The sequence below is a fragment of the Psychrobacter sp. bablab_jr014 genome, from assembly GCF_016464015.1.
In the GTDB taxonomy this organism is placed as follows: domain Bacteria; phylum Pseudomonadota; class Gammaproteobacteria; order Pseudomonadales; family Moraxellaceae; genus Psychrobacter.
Genome location: NZ_JACDXT010000021.1, coordinates 84,047 through 108,966, shown reverse-complemented (window position 1 = coordinate 108,966; position 24,920 = coordinate 84,047). Strand labels below are relative to the sequence as shown.

The 24,920-nt window shown below is 47.4% G+C and carries 19 protein-coding genes and 1 other RNA gene; 15 read left to right on the top strand and 5 right to left on the bottom strand.

Translation table 11 applies throughout. The features are described from left to right. The first annotated feature begins 2 nt into the window (after window positions 1-2). On the top strand, window positions 3-1,892 hold the full coding sequence (locus tag JIE71_RS06765; protein ID WP_228284573.1) for a mechanosensitive ion channel family protein: 1,890 nt from the start codon (window positions 3-5) through the stop codon (window positions 1,890-1,892). A gap of 108 nt (window positions 1,893-2,000) precedes the next feature. Here the strand turns inward: JIE71_RS06765 and JIE71_RS06760 are convergent, their stop codons facing one another. From JIE71_RS06760 to JIE71_RS06745, 4 genes are all read right to left on the bottom strand, one after another. Further along, window positions 2,001-2,735 carry a Smr/MutS family protein gene (locus tag JIE71_RS06760; protein WP_199507972.1) on the bottom strand — a complete coding sequence of 245 codons (735 nt, stop codon included), beginning with the start codon at window positions 2,733-2,735 and terminating at the stop codon, window positions 2,001-2,003. A gap of 89 nt (window positions 2,736-2,824) precedes the next feature. Beyond that, a complete protein-coding gene (gene trpC, locus JIE71_RS06755; protein ID WP_199507971.1) occupies window positions 2,825-3,697 on the bottom strand; it encodes an indole-3-glycerol phosphate synthase TrpC in 873 nt (290 codons plus the stop codon). Window positions 3,698-3,773: 76 nt separating this feature from the next. Continuing rightward, window positions 3,774-4,883 carry an anthranilate phosphoribosyltransferase gene (gene trpD / locus JIE71_RS06750; protein ID WP_199507970.1) on the bottom strand — a complete coding sequence of 370 codons (1,110 nt, stop codon included), beginning with the start codon at window positions 4,881-4,883 and terminating at the stop codon, window positions 3,774-3,776. A 49-nt stretch (window positions 4,884-4,932) separates the two neighbouring features. After that, window positions 4,933-5,556 (bottom strand): anthranilate synthase component II, encoded by a 624-nt coding sequence (locus tag JIE71_RS06745; protein ID WP_199507983.1) that lies wholly within the window; start codon window positions 5,554-5,556, stop codon window positions 4,933-4,935. Between the two features lie 598 nt (window positions 5,557-6,154). Here JIE71_RS06745 and glnA point away from each other — a divergent pair. Both glnA and JIE71_RS06735 read left to right on the top strand, forming a co-directional pair. Further along, complete coding sequence (gene glnA, locus JIE71_RS06740) at window positions 6,155-7,564, top strand: type I glutamate--ammonia ligase (RefSeq protein WP_199507969.1); 1,410 nt, start codon at window positions 6,155-6,157, stop codon at window positions 7,562-7,564. A gap of 346 nt (window positions 7,565-7,910) precedes the next feature. Further along, entirely contained in the window at window positions 7,911-8,537 is a 627-nt protein-coding gene (locus JIE71_RS06735) for a DUF4124 domain-containing protein (protein ID WP_199507968.1), read from the top strand. A gap of 72 nt (window positions 8,538-8,609) precedes the next feature. On the opposite strand, the gene JIE71_RS06730 is transcribed toward JIE71_RS06735, so the two are convergent. Further along, window positions 8,610-9,344 carry an SIMPL domain-containing protein gene (locus JIE71_RS06730; protein WP_228284572.1) on the bottom strand — a complete coding sequence of 245 codons (735 nt, stop codon included), beginning with the start codon at window positions 9,342-9,344 and terminating at the stop codon, window positions 8,610-8,612. 366 nt (window positions 9,345-9,710) lie between these two features. Between JIE71_RS06730 and ffs the strand changes: the two genes are divergently transcribed. The 12 genes from ffs to JIE71_RS06670 all read left to right on the top strand — a co-directional run bounded on the left by ffs (window position 9,711) and on the right by JIE71_RS06670 (window position 24,903). Continuing rightward, window positions 9,711-9,807, top strand: an RNA gene (ffs, locus tag JIE71_RS06725) — signal recognition particle sRNA small type. 324 nt (window positions 9,808-10,131) lie between these two features. Continuing rightward, window positions 10,132-10,740 (top strand): LemA family protein, encoded by a 609-nt coding sequence (locus JIE71_RS06720; RefSeq protein ID WP_199507967.1) that lies wholly within the window; start codon window positions 10,132-10,134, stop codon window positions 10,738-10,740. Window positions 10,741-10,751: 11 nt separating this feature from the next. Beyond that, complete coding sequence (locus JIE71_RS06715; RefSeq protein WP_199507966.1) at window positions 10,752-13,319, top strand: M48 family metalloprotease; 2,568 nt, start codon at window positions 10,752-10,754, stop codon at window positions 13,317-13,319. Window positions 13,320-13,388: 69 nt separating this feature from the next. Beyond that, the gene (locus tag JIE71_RS06710; protein WP_199507965.1) at window positions 13,389-14,267 is read left to right on the top strand and encodes a DNA polymerase III subunit psi; all 879 of its coding nucleotides are present in this window, start codon (window positions 13,389-13,391) and stop codon (window positions 14,265-14,267) included. Window positions 14,268-14,719: 452 nt separating this feature from the next. Next, window positions 14,720-15,829, top strand: coding sequence for a 3-phosphoserine/phosphohydroxythreonine transaminase (gene serC / locus JIE71_RS06705; protein ID WP_199507964.1), 1,110 nt, complete (start codon window positions 14,720-14,722; stop codon window positions 15,827-15,829). 478 nt (window positions 15,830-16,307) lie between these two features. Continuing rightward, window positions 16,308-17,072 (top strand): LysM peptidoglycan-binding domain-containing protein, encoded by a 765-nt coding sequence (locus JIE71_RS06700; RefSeq protein ID WP_199507963.1) that lies wholly within the window; start codon window positions 16,308-16,310, stop codon window positions 17,070-17,072. Window positions 17,073-17,603: 531 nt separating this feature from the next. Then, window positions 17,604-18,098, top strand: coding sequence for a LysM peptidoglycan-binding domain-containing protein (locus tag JIE71_RS06695; protein ID WP_199507962.1), 495 nt, complete (start codon window positions 17,604-17,606; stop codon window positions 18,096-18,098). A gap of 318 nt (window positions 18,099-18,416) precedes the next feature. After that, window positions 18,417-20,249 carry an extracellular solute-binding protein gene (locus JIE71_RS06690; RefSeq protein ID WP_199507961.1) on the top strand — a complete coding sequence of 611 codons (1,833 nt, stop codon included), beginning with the start codon at window positions 18,417-18,419 and terminating at the stop codon, window positions 20,247-20,249. An 80-nt stretch (window positions 20,250-20,329) separates the two neighbouring features. Next, window positions 20,330-21,109 (top strand): hydroxyacylglutathione hydrolase, encoded by a 780-nt coding sequence (gene gloB / locus JIE71_RS06685; RefSeq protein ID WP_199507960.1) that lies wholly within the window; start codon window positions 20,330-20,332, stop codon window positions 21,107-21,109. A 79-nt stretch (window positions 21,110-21,188) separates the two neighbouring features. Beyond that, window positions 21,189-22,244, top strand: a complete 1,056-nt coding sequence (locus tag JIE71_RS06680) for a microcin C ABC transporter permease YejB (protein ID WP_199507959.1) — start codon at window positions 21,189-21,191, stop codon at window positions 22,242-22,244. Continuing rightward, window positions 22,244-23,260, top strand: a complete 1,017-nt coding sequence (locus JIE71_RS06675; RefSeq protein ID WP_199507958.1) for an ABC transporter permease — start codon at window positions 22,244-22,246, stop codon at window positions 23,258-23,260. Before JIE71_RS06680 ends, JIE71_RS06675 begins: the two co-directional genes overlap by 1 nt. Further along, on the top strand, window positions 23,260-24,903 hold the full coding sequence (locus tag JIE71_RS06670) for a dipeptide ABC transporter ATP-binding protein (protein ID WP_416232018.1): 1,644 nt from the start codon (window positions 23,260-23,262) through the stop codon (window positions 24,901-24,903). Before JIE71_RS06675 ends, JIE71_RS06670 begins: the two co-directional genes overlap by 1 nt. The last annotated feature ends 17 nt before the right edge of the window (window positions 24,904-24,920 follow it).

Genomic DNA, 24,920 nt, shown 5'->3' with positions numbered 1-24,920 from the left:
GTTTGGATAATAAGGGCAAAAATAACAAAAGCCGTGGTCATGCATGGGCCGCTATAGGAAAAAAGACACGCTGGCTGGTCATGCTACTGTGTACGGTACTGCCAGTCATGGCTTGGTCGGCAGAAGGCAGTGTGCTCGGTATTAATGACAGCAGTGCCGCAGAGAGCAGTACTGAAGCTGCAGTGCCTGACCCATTCGGTCGTGATACGCCGCGTCAGACGGTACAAGGCTTTATCAGCGCGCTGAGTGACAACGACTATTTGCTGGCAAGCAATTATTTAAACTTATCTAAATCTGATAATCCTGCAACCGTTATTCGTCAGTTTAAACAGGCACTGGATGCTGGCGGACGGTTTCAAACCGATTTGCAGCTTAGTAATGTTGCTGAAGGCAATTTGACCGATCAGCTGCCACCAAGCCAAGAGCGCGTGGGTGATATTCGTATCGGTGATCAAAACATCCCGCTACTCTTAGAGCGTGTGACGTCTAAGACGGGTGCGCAGTATTGGCAATTCTCTAACGAGACGCTCAAGCCATTAGCAGAAGTGGTAGAAAACACCGAGCCCACCTTGGTTGCGCGCTATACCTCAGAGACACTGCAAGACAAAAAACTGTTTGGCTATCAGCTGACGGATCTTGTGGCAGCGGTGGTGTTGACCATCAGTAGCTTTGTGCTGACCTATGTGCTGGTTTGGCTGCTGTATCATTTGCTTAAGCTGGCGTATCCACGCGTGCGCGGGTTAAATTTGCCATTGACCAGAAAGGTGATTTTGCCATTATCTGTCGTCATTATGGCGCTGATGCTCTCTGAAGTGATGGTATACGCAGGCGTATCAGTGACCTTGCGTGAACCTGTCAATCGCTTTACTGAGATTGCGTCGTGGCTTGCGATGACATGGTTACTTTTACGGGTCATCGATGCTATCTTTAGTCGCGCTGAGGCTATGAGTTATAAGCGCAATCATATTGAGCGCGTATCAATATTGGGTTTATTGCGGAAAATCGTCAAAGCGCTGCTGCTGATTTTCGCCACTATTGTCATTTTTGGCAATTTGGGCTTTGATTTAACCACAGGTATTGCAGCGCTGGGTGTCGGTGGTTTGGCATTAGCACTGGGTGCGCAAAAGACCATTGAGAACTTGGTCGGTAGTGTGGTGGTGGTCGCAGACTCGCCTGTGCGCGTGGGTGACTATTGTAAATTTGGTGCGTATGAAGGCACAGTTGTGGACATCGGCATTCGCTCGTCACGGGTGCGCACACTGAGCCGCACTATTGTTACCATTCCAAATGGTGACTTTTCCTCAATGCATATCGAAAACTATGCTGCGCGTGATATGTTCCGCTTTTTAAATAATATTTATCTAAAGCGTACGGCGAAAATCGACGAAGTCTTTCGTCTGGTGAAAGATTTAAATACCTTTATAGACAAGCATGAGCTGACCAACCAAGAGTGGAATCAGGTCAATATCAATGAGCTGCGTCAAGACTGTTACGTCATTCAGCTGCAAGCCTATGTCAATGCCACAGGCATTATTGAGTTTTATGACAAGCAAAATCTACTGTTTGTCGATATTTTAAACGAAGTCGACAAGTATGACGTTGAGCACGCCTTGCCCACACAGCAGTTGATTGTCAATCAAAATGAGCTGACAGGCGAAGATGACGACTCTGAACCCCCACAAGCGCCTGCCAATCTGCCAAAACTAGAAAATACAGCAGAAGACACTGCTGACAATGACGCGATTGCATTGAATAAAGAAGACAGCGATACTGGTGCTAATACTGAAACGACCACAGAAGATGCTAGAGTGAAAGATGCTGCAGAGACGCCCAAAATCGCCCGCGTGGCAAAATACCACTTTCGGCGTATGAAAAAGAAGCTCGGTTATTGAGTGGTTTAAATCATACGCAATAAAAAAGGCTGCATTGTGCAGCCTTTTTTGTGTCTGTCTGGTCTGTCGCTGTTGTTACTCAAATAGCGACAAAGTTAAAGTCTTCGATTAACGCTTATCGTCGTCTTTGGTTTTTTTAAGCAGTACCAAGACCGCACCATTACCGCCATCTTTTGGTGGCGCTGAACAAAATGCCAAGACTTCAGGCAACTGACGTAACCAGCCGTTGACGCAGGTTTTCAAAATGGCTTCGCTGCCTTTACCGTGTACGATTTTAACGACCGTTTCATTGTTGTTTTTGGCTTGGACCAGCAAAGTGGTCATGGCTTCGCGCGCCTCTTCAATGGTGCAGCCGTGGATATCGACCGCATCATACCAGCGTAGCTTGCCTTGCTTTAATTGCGTAAAGACTTTGTTTTGTAGTGTCGGCTGTTTAAATGACAGATAGGCTTCGCTAGCGACAGGGTTCAGTAGCGCTTTCATGTCTGACAGCCCCGCGTCCAGACCGCCTGTGTCCGCACCTTGCGCCGCGGCACGCTTCGATAGCGTTGTCGCGTCTACGGCTATGCTCTTGTCCGCTGCCGTTGGCGTGCGTGTGTTTTTGTCTTTGAGCTGCTTGACGCCGTGCATGGCTTGCATAAACAAAACTTTATCGTCATCAATGTGCTCGCTATCGAGCTGCTTAACGGTTTTTTTGACTTGTTTTTGGGTAGGTAAAGAGACAGGCTCGGTTGGCTTTTGCCCATCGCCGTTCGCGTCTGTGGTGTCACGACCTTTGGTCAGTTGTCCTTTTAGCTCTTTGAGCTGGTCTTGCATTTCTTTTGAAAATAGAGAGTTTGCCATAACAATATGTGTATTACTGTATCGATAAATGAAAAAAGAAAAGCCCCAAAACAGCTCGGGGCTTCATGCTGAGGATAATGAGCTACACTTTACGCCCTTGTGTTCACGCTCGCAAGTAGGGATTGTAACGCCTGCCCAGGATGCTCAGTTTTCATAAACTGCTCGCCAATCAAAAAGTGGCGAATATCCTGCCCCAGCATCAGCTCAATGTCGGCGGCACTATGAATGCCACTTTCGGTCACGATAAGCGGTTTTTCAGCGCTGTCATCAGCAGACGTATTTGCAGATAAAGCGGCAATCAGCTGCGCCTTTAATGCCAAGGTGTTTTGCAAATCGACCTCAAAGGTATTTAAGTTACGGTTATTGATGCCGTAGATATTGTGCGTTGAGCGCGGCAGGGTTAGGGCGCGTTGCAGCTCTTCTTCGGTATGGATTTCAATCAATACATCCATGCCCAGCTGAATGCTAAGCGCGTGCAATTCATGTACGGTGGCACCATCAAGACACGCCATAATCAGTAAAATACAATCCGCGCCCAGCACGTAAGATTGATAAATCTGATACGCATCAATCATAAAGTCTTTACGCAAAACGGGCAGGGTGGTTGCTGCGCGCGCCGCCTGTAAATAGGCATCATCGCCTTGGAAATAATCGCGGTCAGTCAATACCGACAAACAGCTTGCGCCCGCCGCTTGATATTGCTCAGCAAACAGCGCAGGCTCAAAGTTATGATTGATAATGCCTTTTGACGGCGAGGCTTTTTTGACTTCAGCGATGATACCGATATCAGCGCTGCGTAATGCCTTAGCAAAACCGCGTCTTGGCGTATTGTCGTTTTTTGCTTGCTCGGCGAGCGCCTCTAGCGGCAGCTCGCTACGCGCCTGAGCAACTTCGTCTTGCTTGGTGCGTACGATGCGCTGCAATACAGAAGGGATATCAGCAGTTTGAGAAGAAGTGGTCATCAGGTATCCAGATAATAATGTGTAAAAACAACCGCTCAATAATGACGGCTAAAAAAGTAATGGCTAACGAGCAAACTTACTGCGCGCTGGCAAGTGACTGTGAATAAGCAGCCAGCGACTCCATTTTGGCAAGCGCGCTGCCGTTATGAATGGCCGCTTTGGCTTTCTCCACGCCCTCACGATAGCTGCTCGCCACGCCTGAGGTGTAGATTGCCGCGCCTGCATTTAACGCAATCATATCACGCGCTTTGAGTACCGAGCGGGTATCTGTGTCGTCACCACTAAGTGCGGCGCGTATCAGTGCCAAGCTCTCACTGGGCGAGGCGACATCTAAGCCAATCAAGGTTTGCGACTCAATGCCCACCTCTTCAGGGGTGATTTGATAGACGGACACTTCACCGTCTTTTAGCTCGGCAACCGTGGTCGAGGTGGCAAGGCTAATCTCATCCAAGCCATCTTTTGAGCCGACCACCATCACATGCTGTGCGCCCAGATTGCGCATGACTTTTGCCAGTGGCTCGCACAGCTCATCAGTAAACACACCAATCACCAAGTTAGGCACGCTGGCAGGATTGGTCAAGGGGCCTAAAATATTGAAGATGGTGCGTGATTTGAGTGCACGGCGAATTGGATTGGCATGATGCATGGCGCTGTGGTGATTGGGCGCAAACAAAAAGCCAATGCCTTCATTTTCGATACACAGCTTGGCTTGTTCAGGGGTGAGCTGCAAGCTGATACCCGCTTGCTCTAACAAATCTGAGCTGCCCGACTTGGTCGAGACGCCGCGGTTACCATGTTTAGCAACCTGCGCGCCAGCGGCTGCCGCAACCAGTGCCGAAGCAGTAGACACATTAAAGATATTCGCGCCATCACCGCCTGTACCCACGATATCGACCAAGTGCGCGCAGTTTTGCGGTTCAATCTTGTCCGCCAACTCACGCATGGCACTTGCCGCTGCGCTAATTTCTTCAATAGACTCGCCCTTCATGCGTAGCGCGGTCAATATTGCGCCCATCAAGGCACTGTCACAGCGCCCTTGCATAATAATCAGCATGACTGTGCGCATCTCATCAAAGGTCAAATCAATATGGTCAAACATGCGTGCGAGCGCGGTGGTTAAATGCTTATGAATCTCCTCATCGCTCATGGCGGTGATGTCTTCAGGGCGTTTATTGGTTGTGGCCATTATCATCTCTTCTTATAAAATAGTTGTGTTTGTTATCATAAATTTGGTGTTAGCCGACTTGCGGCAACTCATTGTCATTCAAGCGCGCCAGTCCATGCGCCGCCAAAAAGTTATTGAGCAAATGATAGCCTGCTTCGCTCAAAATCGACTCAGGATGAAATTGCACGCCTTCAATCGCGAGCGTACGATGACGAAAGCCCATAATCTCCTCAATGCTGCCGTCTTCATACTGTGTCCATGCCGTCATCTCAAGGCACTCTGGCAGCGTGTCTTTGTCCACCACCAGCGAGTGATAACGGGTAAAGGTCGATGGGTTGGGCAAATTGGCAAACACGCCCTGATCGTTGTGATACACCCTTGATAAGCGTCCGTGCATCACTTGACCTGCCTTCACCACCTTACCGCCGAACGCTTGCCCAATCGCCTGATGACCCAAGCAAATGCCCAAAATCGGAATCACGCCTTGAAAGGTTTCAATCACTTTAAGTGAAATCCCTGCACGGTCAGGGTCGCAAGGGCCTGGGCCAATAACAATGACATCGGGCGCGAGCGTCTCAATATCACTAATGCTGACTTGATCATTACGCCAGACGGTCACATCCTGCTCTAGCTCACCGAAGTACTGTACGATGTTGTACGTAAAGCTGTCGTAATTATCAATCATCAAAATCATGGTCTGCTCAGCCGATTGGGTCAATAAAAAGCCCCCGTATAAAGCGCGATAAGCCATGTGCCGCCATGCGCTATGGGTGGTGAGTTATCTTACCATTATTTGTCCCATGAGCAAGCGGGCAGTGCAGTGCCTCTTTTTTATAAAAATTTAATTTCTTAATACTGTTTTAACAACTTTCTCAATACAGCGTTTTTAACGCCCTAAAACTAAGCAAAGTAGTCAAAAATGCACCAAAATAAATCAAAAGCACCAAATTGATACATCATTAAAAATAATTTAGGTTAAGAAAAGCAGCAACAATGTATTAAAAATGCATAAATTTATGGTTTTTAGCGATAAATTGGCACAAAAAAGCGGGTTTTTAAAAGTTGGCATGGCGTCTGCATTATATTATGCAGTAGCAATAGGTCATTTGATATAAGGCGTCGCTATAGATATATCGTAGACTTATATTTGTTATTACGGCCATGAAACTGCCGCTGTAATTGAACTATAAATGGGCTACCCGCAGCATAAGATAGCTGCTATGATGATGACGCAGTGACTTATTGGAAGAACCACTGATTTAATGAACATAACAACCATGAGGGAGACATTCATGTCAAACAAACTACTAGAGCTTATCGAATCTTCTGATGCCAAATGGGTAGACTTTCGCTTTACCGATACTCGTGGTAAAGAGCAGCATATCAGCTATCCTGCATCAAGTATTGATGAAGAAGTGCTAGAAGAAGGCAAAATGTTTGACGGCTCGTCAATTGCGGGCTGGAAAGGTATCGAAGCCTCAGATATGATTTTGCGTCCAGACCCAGAGACTGCATTTATCGACCCATTCTTTGAAGCAACCACTGTTGTTGTGACTTGTGACATCATCGAGCCATCAACGCTACAAGGCTATGACCGCGACCCACGCTCTATCGCCCGCCGCGCAGAAGAATACTTAAAATCAACAGGCATTGGCGACACTGCACTCTTCGGTCCTGAGCCAGAATTTTTCATCTTTGATGATGTTAAATGGTCAATCGACATGTCAGGCGTCAGCCACAAGATTACCGCTGAAGAAGCGGCTTGGTCAACCAACGAAAACTATGACTGGGGCAACAAAGCGCACCGTCCACGCGTGAAAGGCGGCTACTTCCCAGTACCACCCATCGACAGCTCACAAGACATGCGTTCTGTCATGTGTGAGCGCCTAGAAGAAATCATGGGTGAAGACCGCGTTGAAGTACACCACCACGAAGTGGCGTCTTGCCAGTCAGAAATCGGCGTATCGTTCAACACTATGGTACGTAAAGCAGACGAAGTACAGCAGCTAAAATACGTGATTCACAATGTTGCGCATCAGTTTGGTAAAACCGCAACCTTTATGCCAAAGCCAATCGTTGGTGACAACGGCTCAGGCATGCACGTACACATCTCAATCTCAAAAGATGGTCAAAATACGTTTGCAGGCGATGAGTACGCGGGTCTGTCAGAAACCGCGCTATACTTTATCGGTGGTATCATCCATCACGCACGCGCCCTAAACGCGATTACCAACCCATCGACCAACAGCTACAAGCGCCTAGTACCACACTACGAAGCACCGATTAAATTGGCATACTCTGCGCGTAACCGTTCAGCGTCTATTCGTATTCCACACGTATCAAGCCCGAAAGCGATCCGTGTTGAAGCGCGTTTCCCTGACCCAACGGCAAACCCATACTTGTCATTTGCTGCGCTATTGATGGCAGGTCTTGACGGTATCCAAAACAAAATGCACCCTGGCGATGCAGCGGATAAGAACCTATACGACCTACCACCAGAAGAAGAAGCACAAATCCCAACCGTGGCTGAGAGCCTAGATGTGGCGCTACAAGCCCTAAAAGATGACCATGACTTCTTGCTAAAAGGCGATGTGTTTACCAAAGACATGCTAGATGCCTACATCGCACTAAAAGAAGAGGAAGTACAGCGCGTCAACGTCACTGTGCATCCTGTAGAGTTTGACCTATACTACAGCTGCTAATCTGAAACACATTCAAGTGCCTTGTTGGACTTGATGTATGGCTTTTAAAACCCTCAGCTAGGTTCACTTGGCTGGGGGTTTTTTTGTGCCTTATAAAAAAGCTATCCTTATATATAGCATAAACCTTTGATTTAATTGTATTTGTCAGCACTATTATTATCGGAAATTTATGACCGTTGATGCAGATAGTCTATTGATTTTTATCCAAAAATAATCAAAACTATAAACAGTTTTTAACTTTATTGGATAGGTGACAAACTTGATATACTCATTACACACATTGTTCGGTAAGCGCATGAATGGCACGTATCGCAAGCCTATAATTTTGGCGTTAGGTACGTTATGTATGCTTGGAAGCACTAGTGTGGTTGCCGCGCCGATTTACAAGGTGGTCGATGACGCAGGTCGAGTCACTTATACAGACAAACCCGACAGTTACGGACAGGCAGGGCAGTCAGTAAGTGTTACCAATATCAATACCACGAGCGACCGTCAGCGACCCGCGGTGAGCGCAAATACCAAAGGCGAGCCTAATTTGCCTGCCACAGGAAAGGCAGATGCAAAAGTCACGACCAATTATCAGTTATCCATTATGGAACCAAGCACAGAACGCGCGTATCAACGCCCTGCGCAAAATATAGACATTGTATTACAGGTAATTCCGCAGCTAAAAAATGGTGACCAAGTCACTATTTCTGTAGATGGCACAGCACATGCCCAAGGCTTGAGCGTAAGTATTCCGACAGTAGACTTAAATCCTGGTATGCATACGATTACTGCCGAAGTCGTTACTGAAACAGGAGACGTCCGCGCCACTGTTACGCGTAAAGTGCACGTGATTCAAAACACGTTAATTTTGCAGCAAAAAAAGCAAGCCGCTAAACTTGCCGAGCAACTTCTGGCGTATGAACGCCTGCCATGGCATCAAAAACTGCTTATTAAGATGCAAGGCAATGATACAGTAAATCAATAATTAAAAATAAACACAAAAAAAGCAGCCTATATTAAGGCTGCTTTTTTATGGAGTATACATGGTATGAATGGCTTATTTGCTCAGCTCAATCGTACCATTGGCAGTGACCGATACGGTGCTGTTGCCCGATTCAAAGTTTTGGCTCGGTACAGAGGCATCCATCATTTCTACTTTTGCCATAGAGCGGTACATCGGCACAGGATAGTTGGTGCCCTTGTTTAGATTGACCGACACGATACGGTAACCACGAGCGCCCCAAGCTGTGGTCATCTCACGTGCTTGCGCTTGAAAGTCTTTTGATGCTTCGACCATCAATTTCTTTTCTACTTCTGCTTTTTTGCTGTCAGAGACGCCAAAGTTTAGACCATTCATCATAAGGTCAGATTGCAATTCAGCAATCAGCTGACTGGTGGCTTCAAAATCGGTACTTTTTAGCTCAACATTGGCTTGACCTGTCCAGCCCGTGATTTTGTTGTTCTTATCATAACGCGGATAGGTTTGCTGCTGACCTGTCGTTACGGTGACGCTGGGGTAGCGCTTGGCAATCATCATCGCTTTATTCATGCTGTTATTTAATGTGGTAGCAAGCGTTTTGGCATTGGTCGCTTGTGCTTGCTTATATAGGCTGGCACGTACTTCATCATTGGCGACTTCAGATTTGACTTCGCTTTGAAAGCTAATCTGGTTATAGCCTGTGGTTTCTGCCTGTGCGCTGCCCATTGTCATCGCTGCAAGTAGCGCCGTACCTGATACGGTAAGCAAAGGTTGACGCGAAGCGGTTTTTAGTAATTGGCTCATTTTGTTCATTACAGTTCCTCAATAAATCGTAGTTACTATTAAATTATTGTGTTTGTGCTAATAAGCAGCAAACCATTAGTTATCTATACAAAATAGCAAATTCCAAAAAATACTCCATGTCACTTTTGTCAATAAGTTGCTGGTTTATGTAGAAAATCCTACACTGAACGGTGAGTTCGGAAATATTTGGATACATTTCTAAAAAGTAGCACTTGCACTATGACTGTAAGAAATACGTAAAATAAAAGGGTTAAAAGGATATTACGAATTTGTGTAGGGACGCTATATGGGCATGAATGGCCATTTATGACACTTTTTTTACATAAACGGTTGCAATCGGTCGGGCTTATCCGTATACTTTGTGTCTGGTGGCTCCGCTGGTAGCCTCGCAACATTTCTCTACGAACCCCGCCAGGACCGGAAGGTAGCAACGGTAGTAGATGCAGTGTGTGCCGAGGATGTGCTGGTGGAGTCGCTTTTTTTTGTCTAAAATTTGCCTTAACTGATATAACTTGCCCGCTCAGCTGCCATGCTGGGCTTTTTTGTGCCTATTTTTTAGCATGATATGTCTTTGTATTTAAACTTGCCGCTATATTTATTTGAATGCGGTTGTTTTTATTATCAAAACACATAGTTGCATAGGTAAGAAATTACATCTTATGTCGTGGGCACGGTTCTTTAGACACTTGAATGTATACACACCAATACTTTTGTGCGAAAAACTGAGGCTTTCTGAATCACCTTGCGCTAAACTATCTAAAGATTCAAAACAATCATTGAATGACTTGGAGGTTGGATGCGAGCGTTTGTTTTGGTGCTATTGGCGATCATTGTTGGCTGCTTTGGCTATGGCGTCGTGATTTTTAATACGTTAATACGTCAGCGCAATCAGGCCAAAAATGGCTTTGCTCAAATTGATGTGCAACTGCAGCGTCGCCATGACTTGATTCCCAATCTGGTAAAAACAGCCAGCCGTTATTTGACGCACGAGGAGCGTACGCTGACAGCAGTTATCAATGCCCGCAACCAAGCCAAAGCGCTACAAAATGAGCATAACCATGAGCCTGAGTCTACAGCCCATATGCAGCTGTTTGCAGAGGCGGAAGCCATGCTGTCTAAAGCCCTTGGTCAATTCTCTGCCGTCGTTGAAGCCTATCCTGAGCTTAAAGCCGATACGATGATGCAAAAGCTGATGGCGGAGCTGACCCATACCGAAAACTGCATTGGCTTTGCGCGCCAGCATTATAATGACAGTGTGATGTTTTATAACAATGCCCGCGAAGTGTTCCCAAACGTGATTATCAGTACGATGTTTGGTTTTAGAGCGCTTAATCCATTAATGTTTGAGGACAAGTCAGCATTGCAGCGAGTACCTGTGGTTGATTTTGATACCCAAGCCGTCTAAGTGTGCTGTTGATGGACTTTTTTGCTGAGCAGCGCCATCGGTGGCGACGCAGTGTCCTTTTTTACGCGCTTTTTTTGTGGGTAGCGCTACTGCATGTCTTGGTCGCGTGGGGCGTGGTGACACTCGTCATTTATTGTTATACGCAGTCGTTATCCTTGTGGTCGCTACTATTGGCAGCGCTGGTGGTGGTAGCAAGCTTTGGCCTAGGCAGTTATATCGAATATCGTAAACTAAGAGCAGGGGGGCGAGCCGTAGCGCAGCGGGTTGGCGCGGTGCGTTTGTTCATTGATAACAGCCAAAATGATTGGACGCATCGTGACCATACCCCACAAACGAAAAACGTGCATTACAGCCCGCAGCAAATTAAGGTACGTGACGCTGCTGATTTTCCGCCCGTCTATCGCCGTTATCACGACTATGCTCAGCAGCTGGCTATCGCGGCAGGTATTCCGATGCCGATACTGTATGTGTTGCCGCAAGAGCAGGGCATTAATGCCTTTGTTGCGGGGTATGATACGCGCGATACTGTACTGGTGGTGACGCAAGGCGCGCTAGATAGGCTGAGCGATCAAGGGCTTTATGGCTTGATTGGACACGAATACGGACATATTTTGCATGGTGATGCGCGCTTTAATGTGCGTTTACTGATACTACTGGCGGGGTTGCAGCTGGTTTACGATTGGGGAGAGACACGCACAGCAGCGCACCGTTTTTATCATCGCAGTGCCATGGCGCATCAGAGCGATATTAAAAAGGCAAACAATCAAAGCAGTCCTGCACGTAATCATACAGCGTCCATGCCAACGACAAACAATCATGACGCGTGGGTTAATTATTGGCGACAATACAGTCCGCAATCCATCCAGAATACCAAATCCAGCGCGACATCATCACTGCTGCTAAGAGGCATAGGCGCTTTTGGTATGCTGTGCGCGCAGTGGCTCAAGCATTGTTTTAACCGTGAGCGTGAATTGCTCGCTGATGCGACCAGTGTACAGTTGACGCGCTCGCCTGCGGTATATGAAACGCTAGCGACCATTTATCAAGACGGCTACGGTTCACAGCTGACGCACATCGGTCACCAACACGGCTTAAGCCATTTTTTCTTTGCCAGTAGCGGTATGAGGATTGGTGGTGATACATGGCTTGCAACCCATCCAAGCTTGGATACTCGTATGCAGGCGGTAGACAGCGGTGCCTATTGGCAGATGTTGTCACAGACACAGGCAGAAAAAAAGGCAAATCGCCGAGCGATTGCAGACAGACGTCGTTTAGGAGACTGGGCGGATACGAAGCTCACGGATAAACCTACCAAGCAGAGCGATACAGTGCCGCTGATTTTTACGCCACCAACAGAGCAGGTGGTTAATGGGCGCTTGGTACGTGCATCGACAGCAACGCTTGACAGCACATGGTTGACGCCATGGAAGCATACGCCGCAGGGTCAAAAGGCGCATGTTTTAGTCCATGCCACCGATTCGCCATCTGTCAAGATACCGCAGTATGTGCGCGATTATCTGTATCATCCACTCGGTGCGCAAGCCGTGGTCGAGGTGGTTTTGCTGTGTCACCAGCATATTGCATGTGATAGCGTGGGGACTTACGGATTGTCAGAGATATGGTGTGCATCACAGCCAGATGCGATTAACAGCGGAAGCGCCAAAATATTGCCGCATAGTATGGATTCAAGACTGTTTGCAGAGATTGCCGCACTCAACAGAGCGATGGATAGCGCGCTGATTTATCAGGCAATGCATCATTGGCACAGTGTCGACTTGTCTAAAGCGCGCCTTGATGGTCTAAAGCGTGCGCAAAAGACAAGCCATCTCAGCCAAGACAGTGAGCGCTATCAGCGAGCGCAGCGCCAGCGAACCATGCTACTGCGTTACTATCACGGACTTGGCGCACTATTAGAACAACATATCAGCGCTGATGTCAGTGCGCATATTGATAAGCACTTAAACCAAAAAAAATTAGAAGCAGTGCCAAGCTTATCGCCTGTCAGCAATAATGTCATTGCGTTATGGCAAGCGCTGCATCTGCATAGCGTGTGGCAATCTTTGGCGCGTATCTTACAGCAGCCAAGCGCCTATCCTAAAGTACTACAACAAGCCCCGCGTGCGCTGCTTATACAAATGGACCCGTCAAAGACGCTGCTCATGCCGTATTCGCAACCAACGCAAGTGATGCTTGTGCTATGCGCGTATCGGCTCGCCAACGACACGCCGCTGCCCTGCACGTTACGTTATTTACCGAGTACATTGACAGCCTATCGGCGCTATGCACGTCTGATGGATATTGACTTGTCAGCGGTGCATGATAACGATATTCAGTGGTTATTATTGACCGCAGCCAAGCTCAATAGCGTGCAGCTCTTGGCTTTGATTCAAGCCATGCCGAGATGTTCAAAGACAGCCAGCTCAGCAAAAGACCAGCAAATAGACTATAATGACTATCGGCGCTGGCTCAGCACGCTGCATACCATCATGCTGCATGACACCATGATTCACCAAGACGAGTATGATTGTCTGGTTGGTCTGGCAGAGATGTGGTTAGGCGAGCGTCAGTTAATGGCTTAACACGGTTGGTGATCGATATTTAAAAAAGGCCAAACGTGATATGAACGGTATTTGGGACACAGTCACTCTATGAGTCAAGGCGATACAGCGGCAGTACAGCCGATGCAGCAACGCAAGCAGCAACGACAGATTTTACAGATGATGGGCATCACGCAGTGGGTGCGCCCACACGCGCCTGTGGTTGCATTAGCAGATATTGATGATGTTGATTTTGCAAAAAATAGCCTAAGCATTAACTCTACAACAGCGCCAAGTACTGCAAGTACAGAAGACGCTAATAATCCGCAAGCAAACAATCAAATACCTCATGAACTGTCAGCAAATGACCCACTGGATGATTTTGCATCAACCGATGCGTCCTTTGATGATAGCGATGGCTATTACGATGATAGCGTGAGTGATGACTTTGACGGCGGCAATGACTTTGCCAGCTTTGATGACAGTACAGTCGCTAGCACCATTTATCATTTTGACAGTTTAGATACGGACAGTAGTCATACGGATTTTGATGAGCAGCCTGCCGAGCTATCTACGGCGTATCAGCGAATGCCCGCTGTCTCGACTGACGTCAGTCAACAAAAAGTAGCGGCTTTTGATTTAGAAGGCGGCTGTTATAAAGGCTGGGTGCTGATGGTCGACGTGCGCGCGCTGAGCGCGGAGACAAAAGCGCTGTGGCAAAATATCACCCAAGCGCTACGTATCACGTGCCAAAACAATGCTTTCCCGCTATGCTCTGATATGGATACGCTTGAGCTGGCGAATGCCAGCGTGGCAGGCTATGTCTTTCGTCTTGGCAGACAAGAGCACATACAGGTTGCGGCGTTGACGACGCTGCCTGAGGGCGTCACGCATCCAAATCTAAAAACCCTGCCGTCGTTAAAAGACATGCTAGACGATCCTGAACAAAAACGACTCTTTTGGCAGCGTTTGAATGAAGCGCTCTCATAATAATCAACGCTAAAACATAGTGCATGAGTAATTAGGGCGTGTCATCAATGAGCACATGAAATCATTTAACGGTTTTAAACGGGATAAATCTTGCCAAACAGCGTCAAAAATCTTCTGAATATACCGATATTCTCTGCAAATTTTTCCTTGTTTGACTACGATTTATCTCATTTTAAGCCTCGCTACCTAAATGATGACACACCCTAGACAAAATTTGTCATAATCGCCATCAACATCTTCTCGTAGACGTTTCATTTCCGTATACTGTCTGAGCACCATGCCCTTATATCAGGGCTATTTTTTATGCTCAGTGATACAGGCGATTGTACTTTACTGCCATCATTATCACTGCGTTGACTACTTTCTTTTTTATACGATGCCTCTTTTATGACCAATACGTTGGTCGCGTATTGAGAGGTTTTATGCTTTTATCCCTAATTAGGATTTTTACCATGACTCATCAAAATGATTTTCATCGTCTCCCCAATTTTTGCGCAGGCCCTGCTACCATGCCGACAGAAGTGCTGGCTCGTGCGCAGTCAGAGCTGTTAGATTGGCAAGGTCGCGGGATGTCGGTGATGGAGATGAGTCACCGTAGCGCAGACTATATGGCGATTACGGAAAAAGCCGAAACCAAGTTGCGTGCGCTTATGGATATTCCTAGCAATTACAAGGTGTTATTCCTACAAGGCGGCGCAAGCTTGCAGTTTTCAGCCATTCCGCTCAATTTGCTGAACAACCAAGCGGGCGACTATCTGACCACAGGCGCATGGTCAGGTAAAGCGGTCAAAGAAGCCAAACGTTATGAAAAACTGGGCTTAGGTTGTATAAATGAGGTGGCGACAGGTAAGGGCAATAACTTTACCGACGTGCCTGCGCAAAGTGAATGGCATCTCAGCGATGATGCCGCTTATTTTCATTATTGTGCCAATGAGACCATTCACGGTCTACAAATCTTTGACACACCTAAAGTAAATGCGCCGCTTATCGCTGATATGTCATCTTGTATCCTATCAGAGCGTATCAATGTGTCTGATTTTGGCATGATCTATGCTGGAGCGCAGAAGAATATTGGCCCTGCTGGTTTGGTCATCGTGATTATTCGTGATGATCTATTAGACAATGCCAGCGAATGGTGTCCAATGCTGATGAACTATGCGCATCAGGCAGAAAAAGAATCCATGTCAAACACGCCAGCCACCTATGCGTGGTATCTGTCAGGGTTGGTATTTGATTGGCTAGAAGCGCAAGGCGGCGTAGATGCAATTGGCAAAATCAATCGTCAAAAAGCAGAATTGCTGTACAGCACCATTGATAACAGCGCGTTTTACGCCAACCCTGTCGCCAAAGCGCACCGTTCAATCATGAATGTGCCCTTTACTTTGGCTGATAGCAGCTTGGACAAAGTGTTTTTGGCGGAGTCTGAAAAAGCAGGTCTTTTAAATCTAAAAGGCCACCGTGATGTTGGTGGTATGCGAGCAAGTATCTACAATGCTGTGCCGTTAGATTGGGTTCAGCAGCTGGTTGACTTTATGCAAGATTTTGAGAAAAAACATGCTTAAAGCCGCTGTTGAATGATATAGACAGACGCTACGGTGTGTCTGTACCATCGCACTTGACGCTAGGTCACTTTGACGTTTCTACTTGTGCGCATCATGGCGTGTTTTTGCTAAATAAAATCTTCCTGTAAAGCAAAAACACGCCTTTATCATATAACCACAGAAATAGCCTATTATAAAAGCTCAGAAAGATTTACAGAAGCAGCCTGTTTATTTTTTAGCTACAACAACGCTATTGATACCCAATGCCGCTTCTGTATGATGATGTGAGTTGTTGTCCATCCTTTGTCTAGGGCGTGTCCCTATTTTAAAAATGGTGATAAAAATGAGATAAATCGCAGGTAATATTAAGATATTGCCCAGCTATTTGACACCGTTTGCCAAAGATTTAGCCATTTTTAGCCCATTTAGTCATACACGCTTGAATTAGGGACACGCCCTAATGACGAGAATAATAATATAAGAACTATAGGAGTTATTTATGAAAACCATTCGCCCATCAGCCGTATTACGTGGGGTTATCGGCGGTGCCGCGTTGCTTAGCATCAGTCTTGCTTATGCAGCGCCGCAAGCGCATCAAGTTGCCGCAGGAGATACGCTAATTGCCTTGTCTAAGCGCTATAACGTCAGCGTAGACGCGATTGCTAAAGCCAATAACATCACGCCAAAAACCACCATCGTCATCGGTGACACGCTGAATATTCCCAGTGCAAACACTGCCAATAAAAAGACGTCAAAAACAACAACCAACAGCTATCAAATTCAATCAGGCGATACCTTGATGGCGATTGCTAAGCGTTATGGCGTCACTGTTGAGGCATTAACTGAGGCGAATGACATGACCGCCACGACCATGATTCGTGCAGGTGATACGTTATCGCTACCGAAAAATGCCACCAAAGCGGTAAAACCAATGCCAGCGGCGCCTGTAGTCACTCCCACGCCTAAAGTCACCAGCAGCACTGTAAAAGCGTCTGAGCCAGCATCAACCCCCAGCGCTCCAGTGGCAACGGCGGTCGTAACTTCAAGTGAAATGCCAGATACTTATACGGTGCAGGCAGGTGATACCTTAATCAGCATTGCCAATCGTTATGGCTTGTCTTATCAAGACATCGCCAGTGCCAGCGGTATTGAGCCTACGGCAACCTTACAAATCGGTCAAACGTTACGTCTCAAAAAAGCGCCAACGGTAGTATCTACACCCAAAGAAACAGCGATGGCAACGATAGATGATGATATTTATTAATAGGTCTTAGGGCGTGTCTTCAATTCAAGCATCTACGACTAAATGGGCTAGAAATGGCTAAATCTTTGGCAAACGGTGTCAAATAGCGGGTCAATATCTCGATATTATCTGCGCTATTTTCCTTGTATGCCTTTAATTTATCGCATTTTTATTACCATTTTTAAAATGAAGACACGCCCTAGCACAGACCATAACAGCATGCATTGGATATATAGAACAAATGCATTATCCAATAACATCTAACAGTTGATATAAAACAGATAGGGCGATTCAGCATACTTCCTAAGTGCTAATCGCCTTATTTGTAATTAACACACGTATCATTCGTAACATAACTTAAAGTTCATGGGTGCTTGCGTAAGACACTGCAAAGGGCGACGTATAACGCTACATTCTTTATGATAACAACTACAGCCTACGTACTGAAATACCTAGTCAGCCATATATAGTGTTTAACAGCGCGGTACACAGCGCTATTAAATAACCGTTATATACAAATAATGAAATGATGATATTGTAGAGGATGCGATTATGAAAAAATTAACCAAAACACTGAGTGCATTGGGCGTAGTAACGGCAATGTGCTTTGGCGCAGCACACGCTGCACCACAAGCCAGTGCATATCAAGTAGTCTCTGGTGACAGCTTAAGCAGCATTGCTAAGCGTCATAACGTAAGCGTACAGGAGTTGGCGCAAGCCAATAATATCAATACCCGTGCGACCATTCACGTTGGTAACAGCCTTAAGATTCCACAAGGCACGCAGCATGCCACAACGACGGTAGCAGCAAAAAATGCCAGTACACAAGGCAAAAAGAATAGCAGCCATGCCAACGTAAATGCTAAAGTTAATCAGCGAACAAATCACGATACACAAAATTCAAAAACCTACACCGTGCGTTCTGGAGATACATTGCATAGTATCGCTAAGCGTAATGGTACAAGTTATAAAGACATCGCTGAAGCCAGCAATATCTCAACAAACGCGACCTTGCGCGTTGGTCAAAAATTAACGCTGCCACAATAACAAAGGTCGGTTTGGTTTATATCTTGTTTGACTACTGATTTTTAGATAAAAAAGCTGCCAGCGTATCCTTGAGTTGGTAGCTTTTTTAATGTGTTTACAAAGTAAACAAAGCCTGTAGGCGATAAAAGCGAAGTTTGTTATGATAACCCTCTATTCCGTGATTGTATTGACTGAGGGACGGTAAGCACGCCAATGATGACACCCACGCTTTTTATTGCGCGCTGCCAGCGCCATGCTGCACATAGTAGTCAAGCTTTTACCAAAAAGGTTGACCGTCATCTAAGTGCCTTAACAGATAAAAATCAACAAACGTCGCCTATGACTGATAAGCGGCGTTTTTTATGCGTCATTGGTTTGGGCGTGGCTTTCTCTGCTACAGCGGCGCAGGCGGCGCCTATTACCACCAATGCTTTGGCGTTAAACAGCACCACCGATTATGTCAATGCACCGCACCTGCCATATGCCAACCCAAATGCGCCAAAGGGCGGCACACTGTCGTTACAAGCGCGCGGCACGTTTAATAGTGCCAATAAATGGATGACCACGGGCATTCCCATGGCGGGCACGGATTATATGTACGATACGCTGATGACCAGCTCGCTTGATGAAGCGTTTACCATTTATCCGCAGCTCGCCGACAAGGTAACGTACGACCCTGAGGACACCAGCTGGATTATTTACCACATTCATCCCAAGGCGCGGTTTTGGGATGGCAGCACCGTTACTGCTGAGGATGTCAAAGCCACGTTTGATGCGCTATTGACCAAAGGGCCTATTTTTTTACAGAGCTATCTGGGCGCAATAAAAGAAGTACAAGTACTGGATACGCAGCGGGTAAAGTTTGTATTCAATGGCGATGATAATAAAGAAATCTTACTGACCGTGGGCGCGTTTCCTGTTTTTGCCAAGCGCTCAATCGAGGCTGACTTTGACAAGGTGATGCTAACGCCGCTATTGGGTAGTGGGCCGTATCGTCTCGACAAAGTCAATGTCGGGCGTAGCATCAGTTATGTGCGCGACCCCAATTACTGGGGTAGAGATTTGATGGTCAATCGTGGGCGCTATAACTTTGCCAAAATTCAATTTGTGTATTACCAAAGCGATGAGATTGCCTTTGAAGGCTTTAAATCAGGACAATACCGCTTTCGGGTAGAAAACAAAGCCGCTAATTGGGCAACAGGCTATACGTTTCCTGCCATGCAGGCGGGTATGATTAAAAAAGAAGAAGTCAGCGATCACAATCCTGTACCCATGCAGGGTATCATCATGAATCAGCGCAAGCCTTTGTTTCAGGACATCCGCGTCAGACAGGCATTGACTAAGGCGTATGATTTTGAGTGGATGAACAAGACCTTATTTCATAATCAATACGAGCGTTTGCAAAGCTATTTTTATGGCTCAGAATTGGAAGCCAAAGGCAAACCCACTGCGGCTGAAATGGCTGTTTTAAAACCCCTATTGCCTAAGCTTGACCCGATTCAGCGCAAAGCGACGCTAGAAGAATGGCAGCTGCCCAAAAGCGATGGCACAGGCTTTAACCGTGCGCAGCTGTTAGAGGCGCGAAAGTTGCTGCTGGAGGCGGGCTTTTATTATCAAGACATGAAGCTGTATCAGCCTGATGGCAAACGCGCGCGTATTCAGCTATTGATTGCGGGAGACACGTTGACCCGCGTGGCGCTGTTTTATGTGCGTAACTTACAGCGTTTGGGCTTTGATGCGCAAGTACAGGCGGTTGATACGCCGCAATATATTGAGCGTATGCGCCGCTTCGATTACGACATGGCATTTGATAATTTTTTACAAAGCCTATCCCCTGGCGCAGAGCAGATTGGCACATGGGGCAGTAGCAGCGCCGATGAAACGGGCAGTCAAAACACAATGGGGATTAAAAACCCCGCCATTGATGCCGTCATTGACAAGCTGACCCGTGCAAAGACGCGCGAAGAGATTGTTTTATACACCCATATACTCGACCGATTACTGCGCGCAGGTTATTATTTGGTGCCGCTATATGGCACACCTGTCACGCGAGTGGCGTATTGGGACGAGTATCGCCACCCTGAGCGCTTGCCGAGCAATGCGCTAGGCATTGATTATTGGTGGGTGGACAAAGACGCCGAGCAGCGCGTAGACAATTATTTAAAGCGCTGATATACAAATTGATAACGTGTGCTACCAGCGGAAGTTTGCTAGGGTAAGCGCTATATCTCTACGGGCAAGGATTTTTTATTATGAGTATTGTGATACAGCCAGTTCGCGCCTTTCAAGACAATTATATTTGGCTGGTGATTAATAATAGCAACGGACAAGCCATTGTCATTGATCCAGGTGAAGCTGCGCCTGTCATTGATTATTTGAGTGCGAATAATTTAGAGCCTATCGGTATTTGGATAACCCACCATCACCATGACCACGTGGGCGGTGTGGCGGAGCTACAAGAAACCTATCCGATGATTCATGTGGTCGCGCACAGCGAGCATCCTGTCGATGCCGACCAAGTCATTAAAGACGGCAGCACAGTCAATGCATGGGGGTATACCGCGCAAGTGTGGGGTACAGAAGGGCATACGGAAAATCATGTCAGCTATATCTTAGATATTGATGGGCGTGAGCATTGCTTTTGTGGTGACACATTATTTAGTGGCGGCTGCGGGCGTATTTTGGGCGGCAATGCCGAGTCACTTTATAACAGCTTAAGCCGCCTTGCCGAGCTGCCTGATGATGCGCTGTTGTATCCTGCGCACGAATATACAGCAGCGAATTTGCGCTTTGGTCTGACGATTGAGCCGAATAATGAGGCCATGCAGCACGCATTGGCAGATGCTCAGCAAAAAAACGAGCAGCATATACCGACACTGCCTGTCACTGTGGCACATGAGCGTGTGATTAATGTATTTTTGCGTACTGACGAAGATAGCGTCATCGAAGGCGTTGAGGCCAAAACTGAACTTGACGACACACGCCCTGTCAGCGTATTTGCGGCGCTGCGTGCGTTAAAAGACAATTTTTAAAACACGGTTTATAGAAGATTCATTTGCCACGCGCTGATTGAGCATGACAGATAAAAGAGCTGAGATAAGGTGAAAAGCCATGGGGCGTTATGTCATAAAAAGGCTGCTGTTGATATTACCAACGCTGTTTTTGATATTGCTGGCGAATTTTGTGATTGTCCAAGCGGCTCCTGGCGGCCCTGTTGAGCAACAAATTGCACTGATTGAACAAGGCCAAGCGGGTCAGGCGATGGAAAAAAGTGCGACCAGCAATCAGCAAACTTACCAAGGCACGCGCGGACTGTCTGAAGATATGGTCGAGAGTATCAAGGCGCAATATGGCTTTGACAAATCTGCGCCTGAGCGCTTTTGGTTGATGCTCAAAAACTATGCGACCCTTGATTTTGGTGAGTCGTTTTTTAAGGGGCAGTCTGTCACTGAGCTTATCGTAGAAAAAATGCCCGTGTCCATATCGCTTGGGCTATGGAGTACGCTGCTGATTTATTTGATTGCCATTCCGCTGGGGATTTATAAGGCGTGTCATCATGGCTCAGGTGTGGACAAGCTGACGGCGCTCTTGATGGCAGTGGGGCACGCGATACCTGTGTTTGTTTTTGGCGTGATTTTGCTGGTATTTTTTGCAGGGGGCAGCTACTTTAATTGGTTTCCGCTCCAAGGCTTGACCTCTGAAAACTTTGACCAGCTTTCTTTGCTTGGCAAGATTAAAGATTACTTTTGGCATTTGGCATTGCCGTTATTAGCCAGCACCATAGGCGGCTTTGCGGCGCTCACGTATTTGACCAAGTTTAGCTTTTTGGAGGAGCTTGGCAAGCAGTATGTACTGACCGCCCGCGCTAAAGGGCTGAGCGAACGGCAAGTCTTATATGGGCACGTGTTTCGTAACGCCATGTTGATTGTGATTGCGGGGATTCCAGCGGCGATTGTCGGGATATTTTTTGCCAGCAACTTTTTGATTGAGATTATCTTTAAGCTCGATGGGCTTGGGCTATTAGGCTTTGAGGCGATTCAGCAGCGCGATTATCCGATTATCTTTGGCACGTTGTTTATTTTTACGCTGGTGGGACTGGTGCTACAGCTGATTAGTGACATCAGCTATCATCTGATTGACCCGCGCATTGATTTTGAGGAGCGCTGATGGTCAATCCTATCTGGCAGGCGCGTTTACAGCGCTTTTATCGTAACCGCTTGGGCGTGGCGTCTTTACTGATTTTTGCGCTGATTTTTGTGCTGTGTATGGTCGCTGAGGTGATTGCTAATGACAAGCCCTTATGGGTGCAGTATCAGGGCGAGTATTATTTTCCTGTGGTCAAGGCGTATCCTGAGACGACGTTTGGCGGAGTGTTTGAGACCGAAGCCAATTATAAAGATCCCGTAGTGCAGGCACTGATTAACGATCAGGGCAGTTATGTCATGCCACCGATTCCTTTTGCGGATCAAACGCCAAATATGGCACGCGGCGAAAGCTTTCCTGCGCCGCCGAGTCGCGAAAACTGGCTGGGCACAGACGATATGGGGCGCGATGTGCTGGCGCGTATCTTGTATGGTATGCGTATATCGCTGTTGTTTGGCATCGCGCTGACGCTGGCAGGGTCGCTGATTGGCATTATCGTTGGTGCTTTACAAGGCTATTATGGCGGCTGGGTGGATTTAATCGGTCAGCGCTTTATGGAGGTTTGGGGCGGACTGCCGCAGCTGTTTATGATTATTATTTTGGTCAGTTTGTTCAGCCCAAGTGTGACGCTGCTGTTTTTAATGATGCTGTTGTTTGGCTGGATGGGGCTGGTTGGCTTGGTGCGGGCAGAGTTTTTGCGCGCGCGTAACTTTGATTATGTCCGCGCCGCGCGCAATTTGGGCGTGTCCGATTTTCAGATTATGCGCCGTCATATTTTGCCCAATGCCTTAGCCTCAAGCTTATCGCAGTTGCCATTTATCTTAACCGCAAACATCACGGCTCTGACCGCGCTCGATTTTTTGGGCTATGGCTTGCCGCCAGGTTCACCATCGCTTGGCGAGCTGATGGTACAGGGCAAAGACAATCTAGAAGCCCCGTGGCTGGCACTATCAGGTTTTATGAGCTTAACCGTGGTGTTGTCTTTGCTGATTTTTATTGGTGAAGCGCTGCGTGACGCATTTGACCCAAGGCGGATATGATGACCCAAATCAACAAAAATACTGGGCAAAATGAAGCCGTCTTAACCGTAGAAAAACTGCGTATCCAAGCGCCAAGCAGTGCTGAGCCATTGGTTGCAGGGTTGTCTTATAAGTTATATCAAGGGCAGACACTGGCGCTGGTCGGTGAATCAGGCTCGGGAAAATCACTGTCGAGCTTGGCATTATTGGGGCTATTGCCTAGTGACCTGAGTATCCGAGGTTCAGCGACGCTATCTACGGTCGGCGCACTCGATATTGCGCGTAAAGGTATTGGCACGCTACCAAAACAGGTGCGCGGTCGGCATATCGGCATGGTGTTTCAAGAGCCGATGACGGCGCTCAATCCGCTACATACGGTCGAAAAACAAATCACTGAAGCCCTGCGTCTGCGCGGCGTGCCCAAAAAAGACTGGCGCACTGAGACTTTATCTTTATTAAACGATGTGAACATTACGGACGCCGCAGATAAGCTGCGCCGCTATCCACACGAGCTGTCAGGCGGACAGCGTCAGCGCGTCATGATTGCCATGGCGCTGGCGGGGCGTCCTGATATTTTGATTGCTGATGAGCCGACCACGGCGCTCGATGTGACCTTGCAGCATGAGGTTTTGCGTCTGTTAGACACGTTAAAAGCGCGCTATAACATGTCGATGCTGCTGATCAGCCACGACCTCAATTTGGTGCGCGATTATAGCGACACGCTGATTGTACTGCGTCAAGGTCAAGTGGTTGAGTGGGGTGCGACCAACGCTGTTTTTGCCAATCCACAAGCGGACTATACGCGCGCGCTGATTCAGCAAGATTTTGGTCGCGCACTGAGTGTTGAGGATAAGACAAGCAGTCTCGCGCCGCTATTGTCTACCAATGATTTACAAGTACAATTCCCTGCCAAAAAAAACCTGTTCGGGACGGTTTCTAATTGGTTCACTGCCGTACACGCGCTGGATATGCAGTTGCAGGCAGGGCAGGCGCTCGGCATCGTGGGCGAGTCGGGTTCGGGCAAGACCACCACTGCCTTGGCGCTGTGTCGTCTGCTGAGCAATCAAGCAAGTGTCACAGGTGAGGTCAATATTGATAAGCAAGCGGTCATGCAGCTGAATAAATCGGCGCTGCGCCGCTTTCGAGCTACTGTGCAAATGGTGTTTCAAGACCCGTTTGCCAGTATCAATCCGCGCATGACGGTTGAGCAAATTATTGAAGAAGGCCTGTTGGTACAAGGGGTGGATAAGCCCACGCGGCATAGGGCAGTGCTTGAGGCACTACAAACCGTGCAACTGCCCGAAGCGTTTTGTCATCGCTATCCACACGAGCTATCAGGCGGACAGCGCCAGCGGGTGGCACTCGCGCGCGCACTGGTGATGAAGCCCAAATTACTGATACTCGATGAGCCGACCTCGGCGCTCGATAGCAGCACCCAAGTGACCGTGGTTGCGCTACTGCGCAAGATTCAAGCCGAGCAAAACATCAGCTATGTGTTCATCAGTCATGATTTGCACGTTGTGCGCGCTTTGTGCCAGCATATTATGGTGTTAAAAGACGGCAAGCTGATTGAGTCAGGACGCACCGAGGTGCTGTTTAACGACCCGCAAGCCGCCTATACCAAAGCCTTGCTACAAGCGACTAGCACGCCTAAAAATGAATAAAACAGACAACTTGCCAC

Excerpts from the sequence above, each read along its gene's own strand:
- JIE71_RS06760 (WP_199507972.1), bottom strand. The coding sequence starts at position 2,735 with ATGGCAAACTCTCTATTTTCAAAAGAAATGCAAGACCAGCTCAAAGAG.
- trpC (WP_199507971.1), bottom strand. The coding sequence starts at position 3,697 with ATGACCACTTCTTCTCAAACTGCTGATATCCCTTCTGTATTGCAGCGC.
- trpD (WP_199507970.1), bottom strand. The coding sequence starts at position 4,883 with ATGGCCACAACCAATAAACGCCCTGAAGACATCACCGCCATGAGCGAT.
- JIE71_RS06745 (WP_199507983.1), bottom strand. The coding sequence starts at position 5,556 with ATGATTTTGATGATTGATAATTACGACAGCTTTACGTACAACATCGTA.
- glnA (WP_199507969.1), top strand. The coding sequence starts at position 6,155 with ATGTCAAACAAACTACTAGAGCTTATCGAATCTTCTGATGCCAAATGG.
- JIE71_RS06735 (WP_199507968.1), top strand. The coding sequence starts at position 7,911 with ATGCTTGGAAGCACTAGTGTGGTTGCCGCGCCGATTTACAAGGTGGTC.
- JIE71_RS06730 (WP_228284572.1), bottom strand. The coding sequence starts at position 9,344 with ATGAACAAAATGAGCCAATTACTAAAAACCGCTTCGCGTCAACCTTTG.
- JIE71_RS06720 (WP_199507967.1), top strand. The coding sequence starts at position 10,132 with ATGCGAGCGTTTGTTTTGGTGCTATTGGCGATCATTGTTGGCTGCTTT.
- JIE71_RS06715 (WP_199507966.1), top strand. The coding sequence starts at position 10,752 with ATGGACTTTTTTGCTGAGCAGCGCCATCGGTGGCGACGCAGTGTCCTT.
- JIE71_RS06710 (WP_199507965.1), top strand. The coding sequence starts at position 13,389 with ATGAGTCAAGGCGATACAGCGGCAGTACAGCCGATGCAGCAACGCAAG.
- serC (WP_199507964.1), top strand. The coding sequence starts at position 14,720 with ATGACTCATCAAAATGATTTTCATCGTCTCCCCAATTTTTGCGCAGGC.
- JIE71_RS06700 (WP_199507963.1), top strand. The coding sequence starts at position 16,308 with ATGAAAACCATTCGCCCATCAGCCGTATTACGTGGGGTTATCGGCGGT.
- JIE71_RS06695 (WP_199507962.1), top strand. The coding sequence starts at position 17,604 with ATGAAAAAATTAACCAAAACACTGAGTGCATTGGGCGTAGTAACGGCA.
- JIE71_RS06690 (WP_199507961.1), top strand. The coding sequence starts at position 18,417 with ATGACTGATAAGCGGCGTTTTTTATGCGTCATTGGTTTGGGCGTGGCT.
- gloB (WP_199507960.1), top strand. The coding sequence starts at position 20,330 with ATGAGTATTGTGATACAGCCAGTTCGCGCCTTTCAAGACAATTATATT.
- JIE71_RS06680 (WP_199507959.1), top strand. The coding sequence starts at position 21,189 with ATGGGGCGTTATGTCATAAAAAGGCTGCTGTTGATATTACCAACGCTG.
- JIE71_RS06675 (WP_199507958.1), top strand. The coding sequence starts at position 22,244 with ATGGTCAATCCTATCTGGCAGGCGCGTTTACAGCGCTTTTATCGTAAC.
- JIE71_RS06670 (WP_416232018.1), top strand. The coding sequence starts at position 23,260 with ATGACCCAAATCAACAAAAATACTGGGCAAAATGAAGCCGTCTTAACC.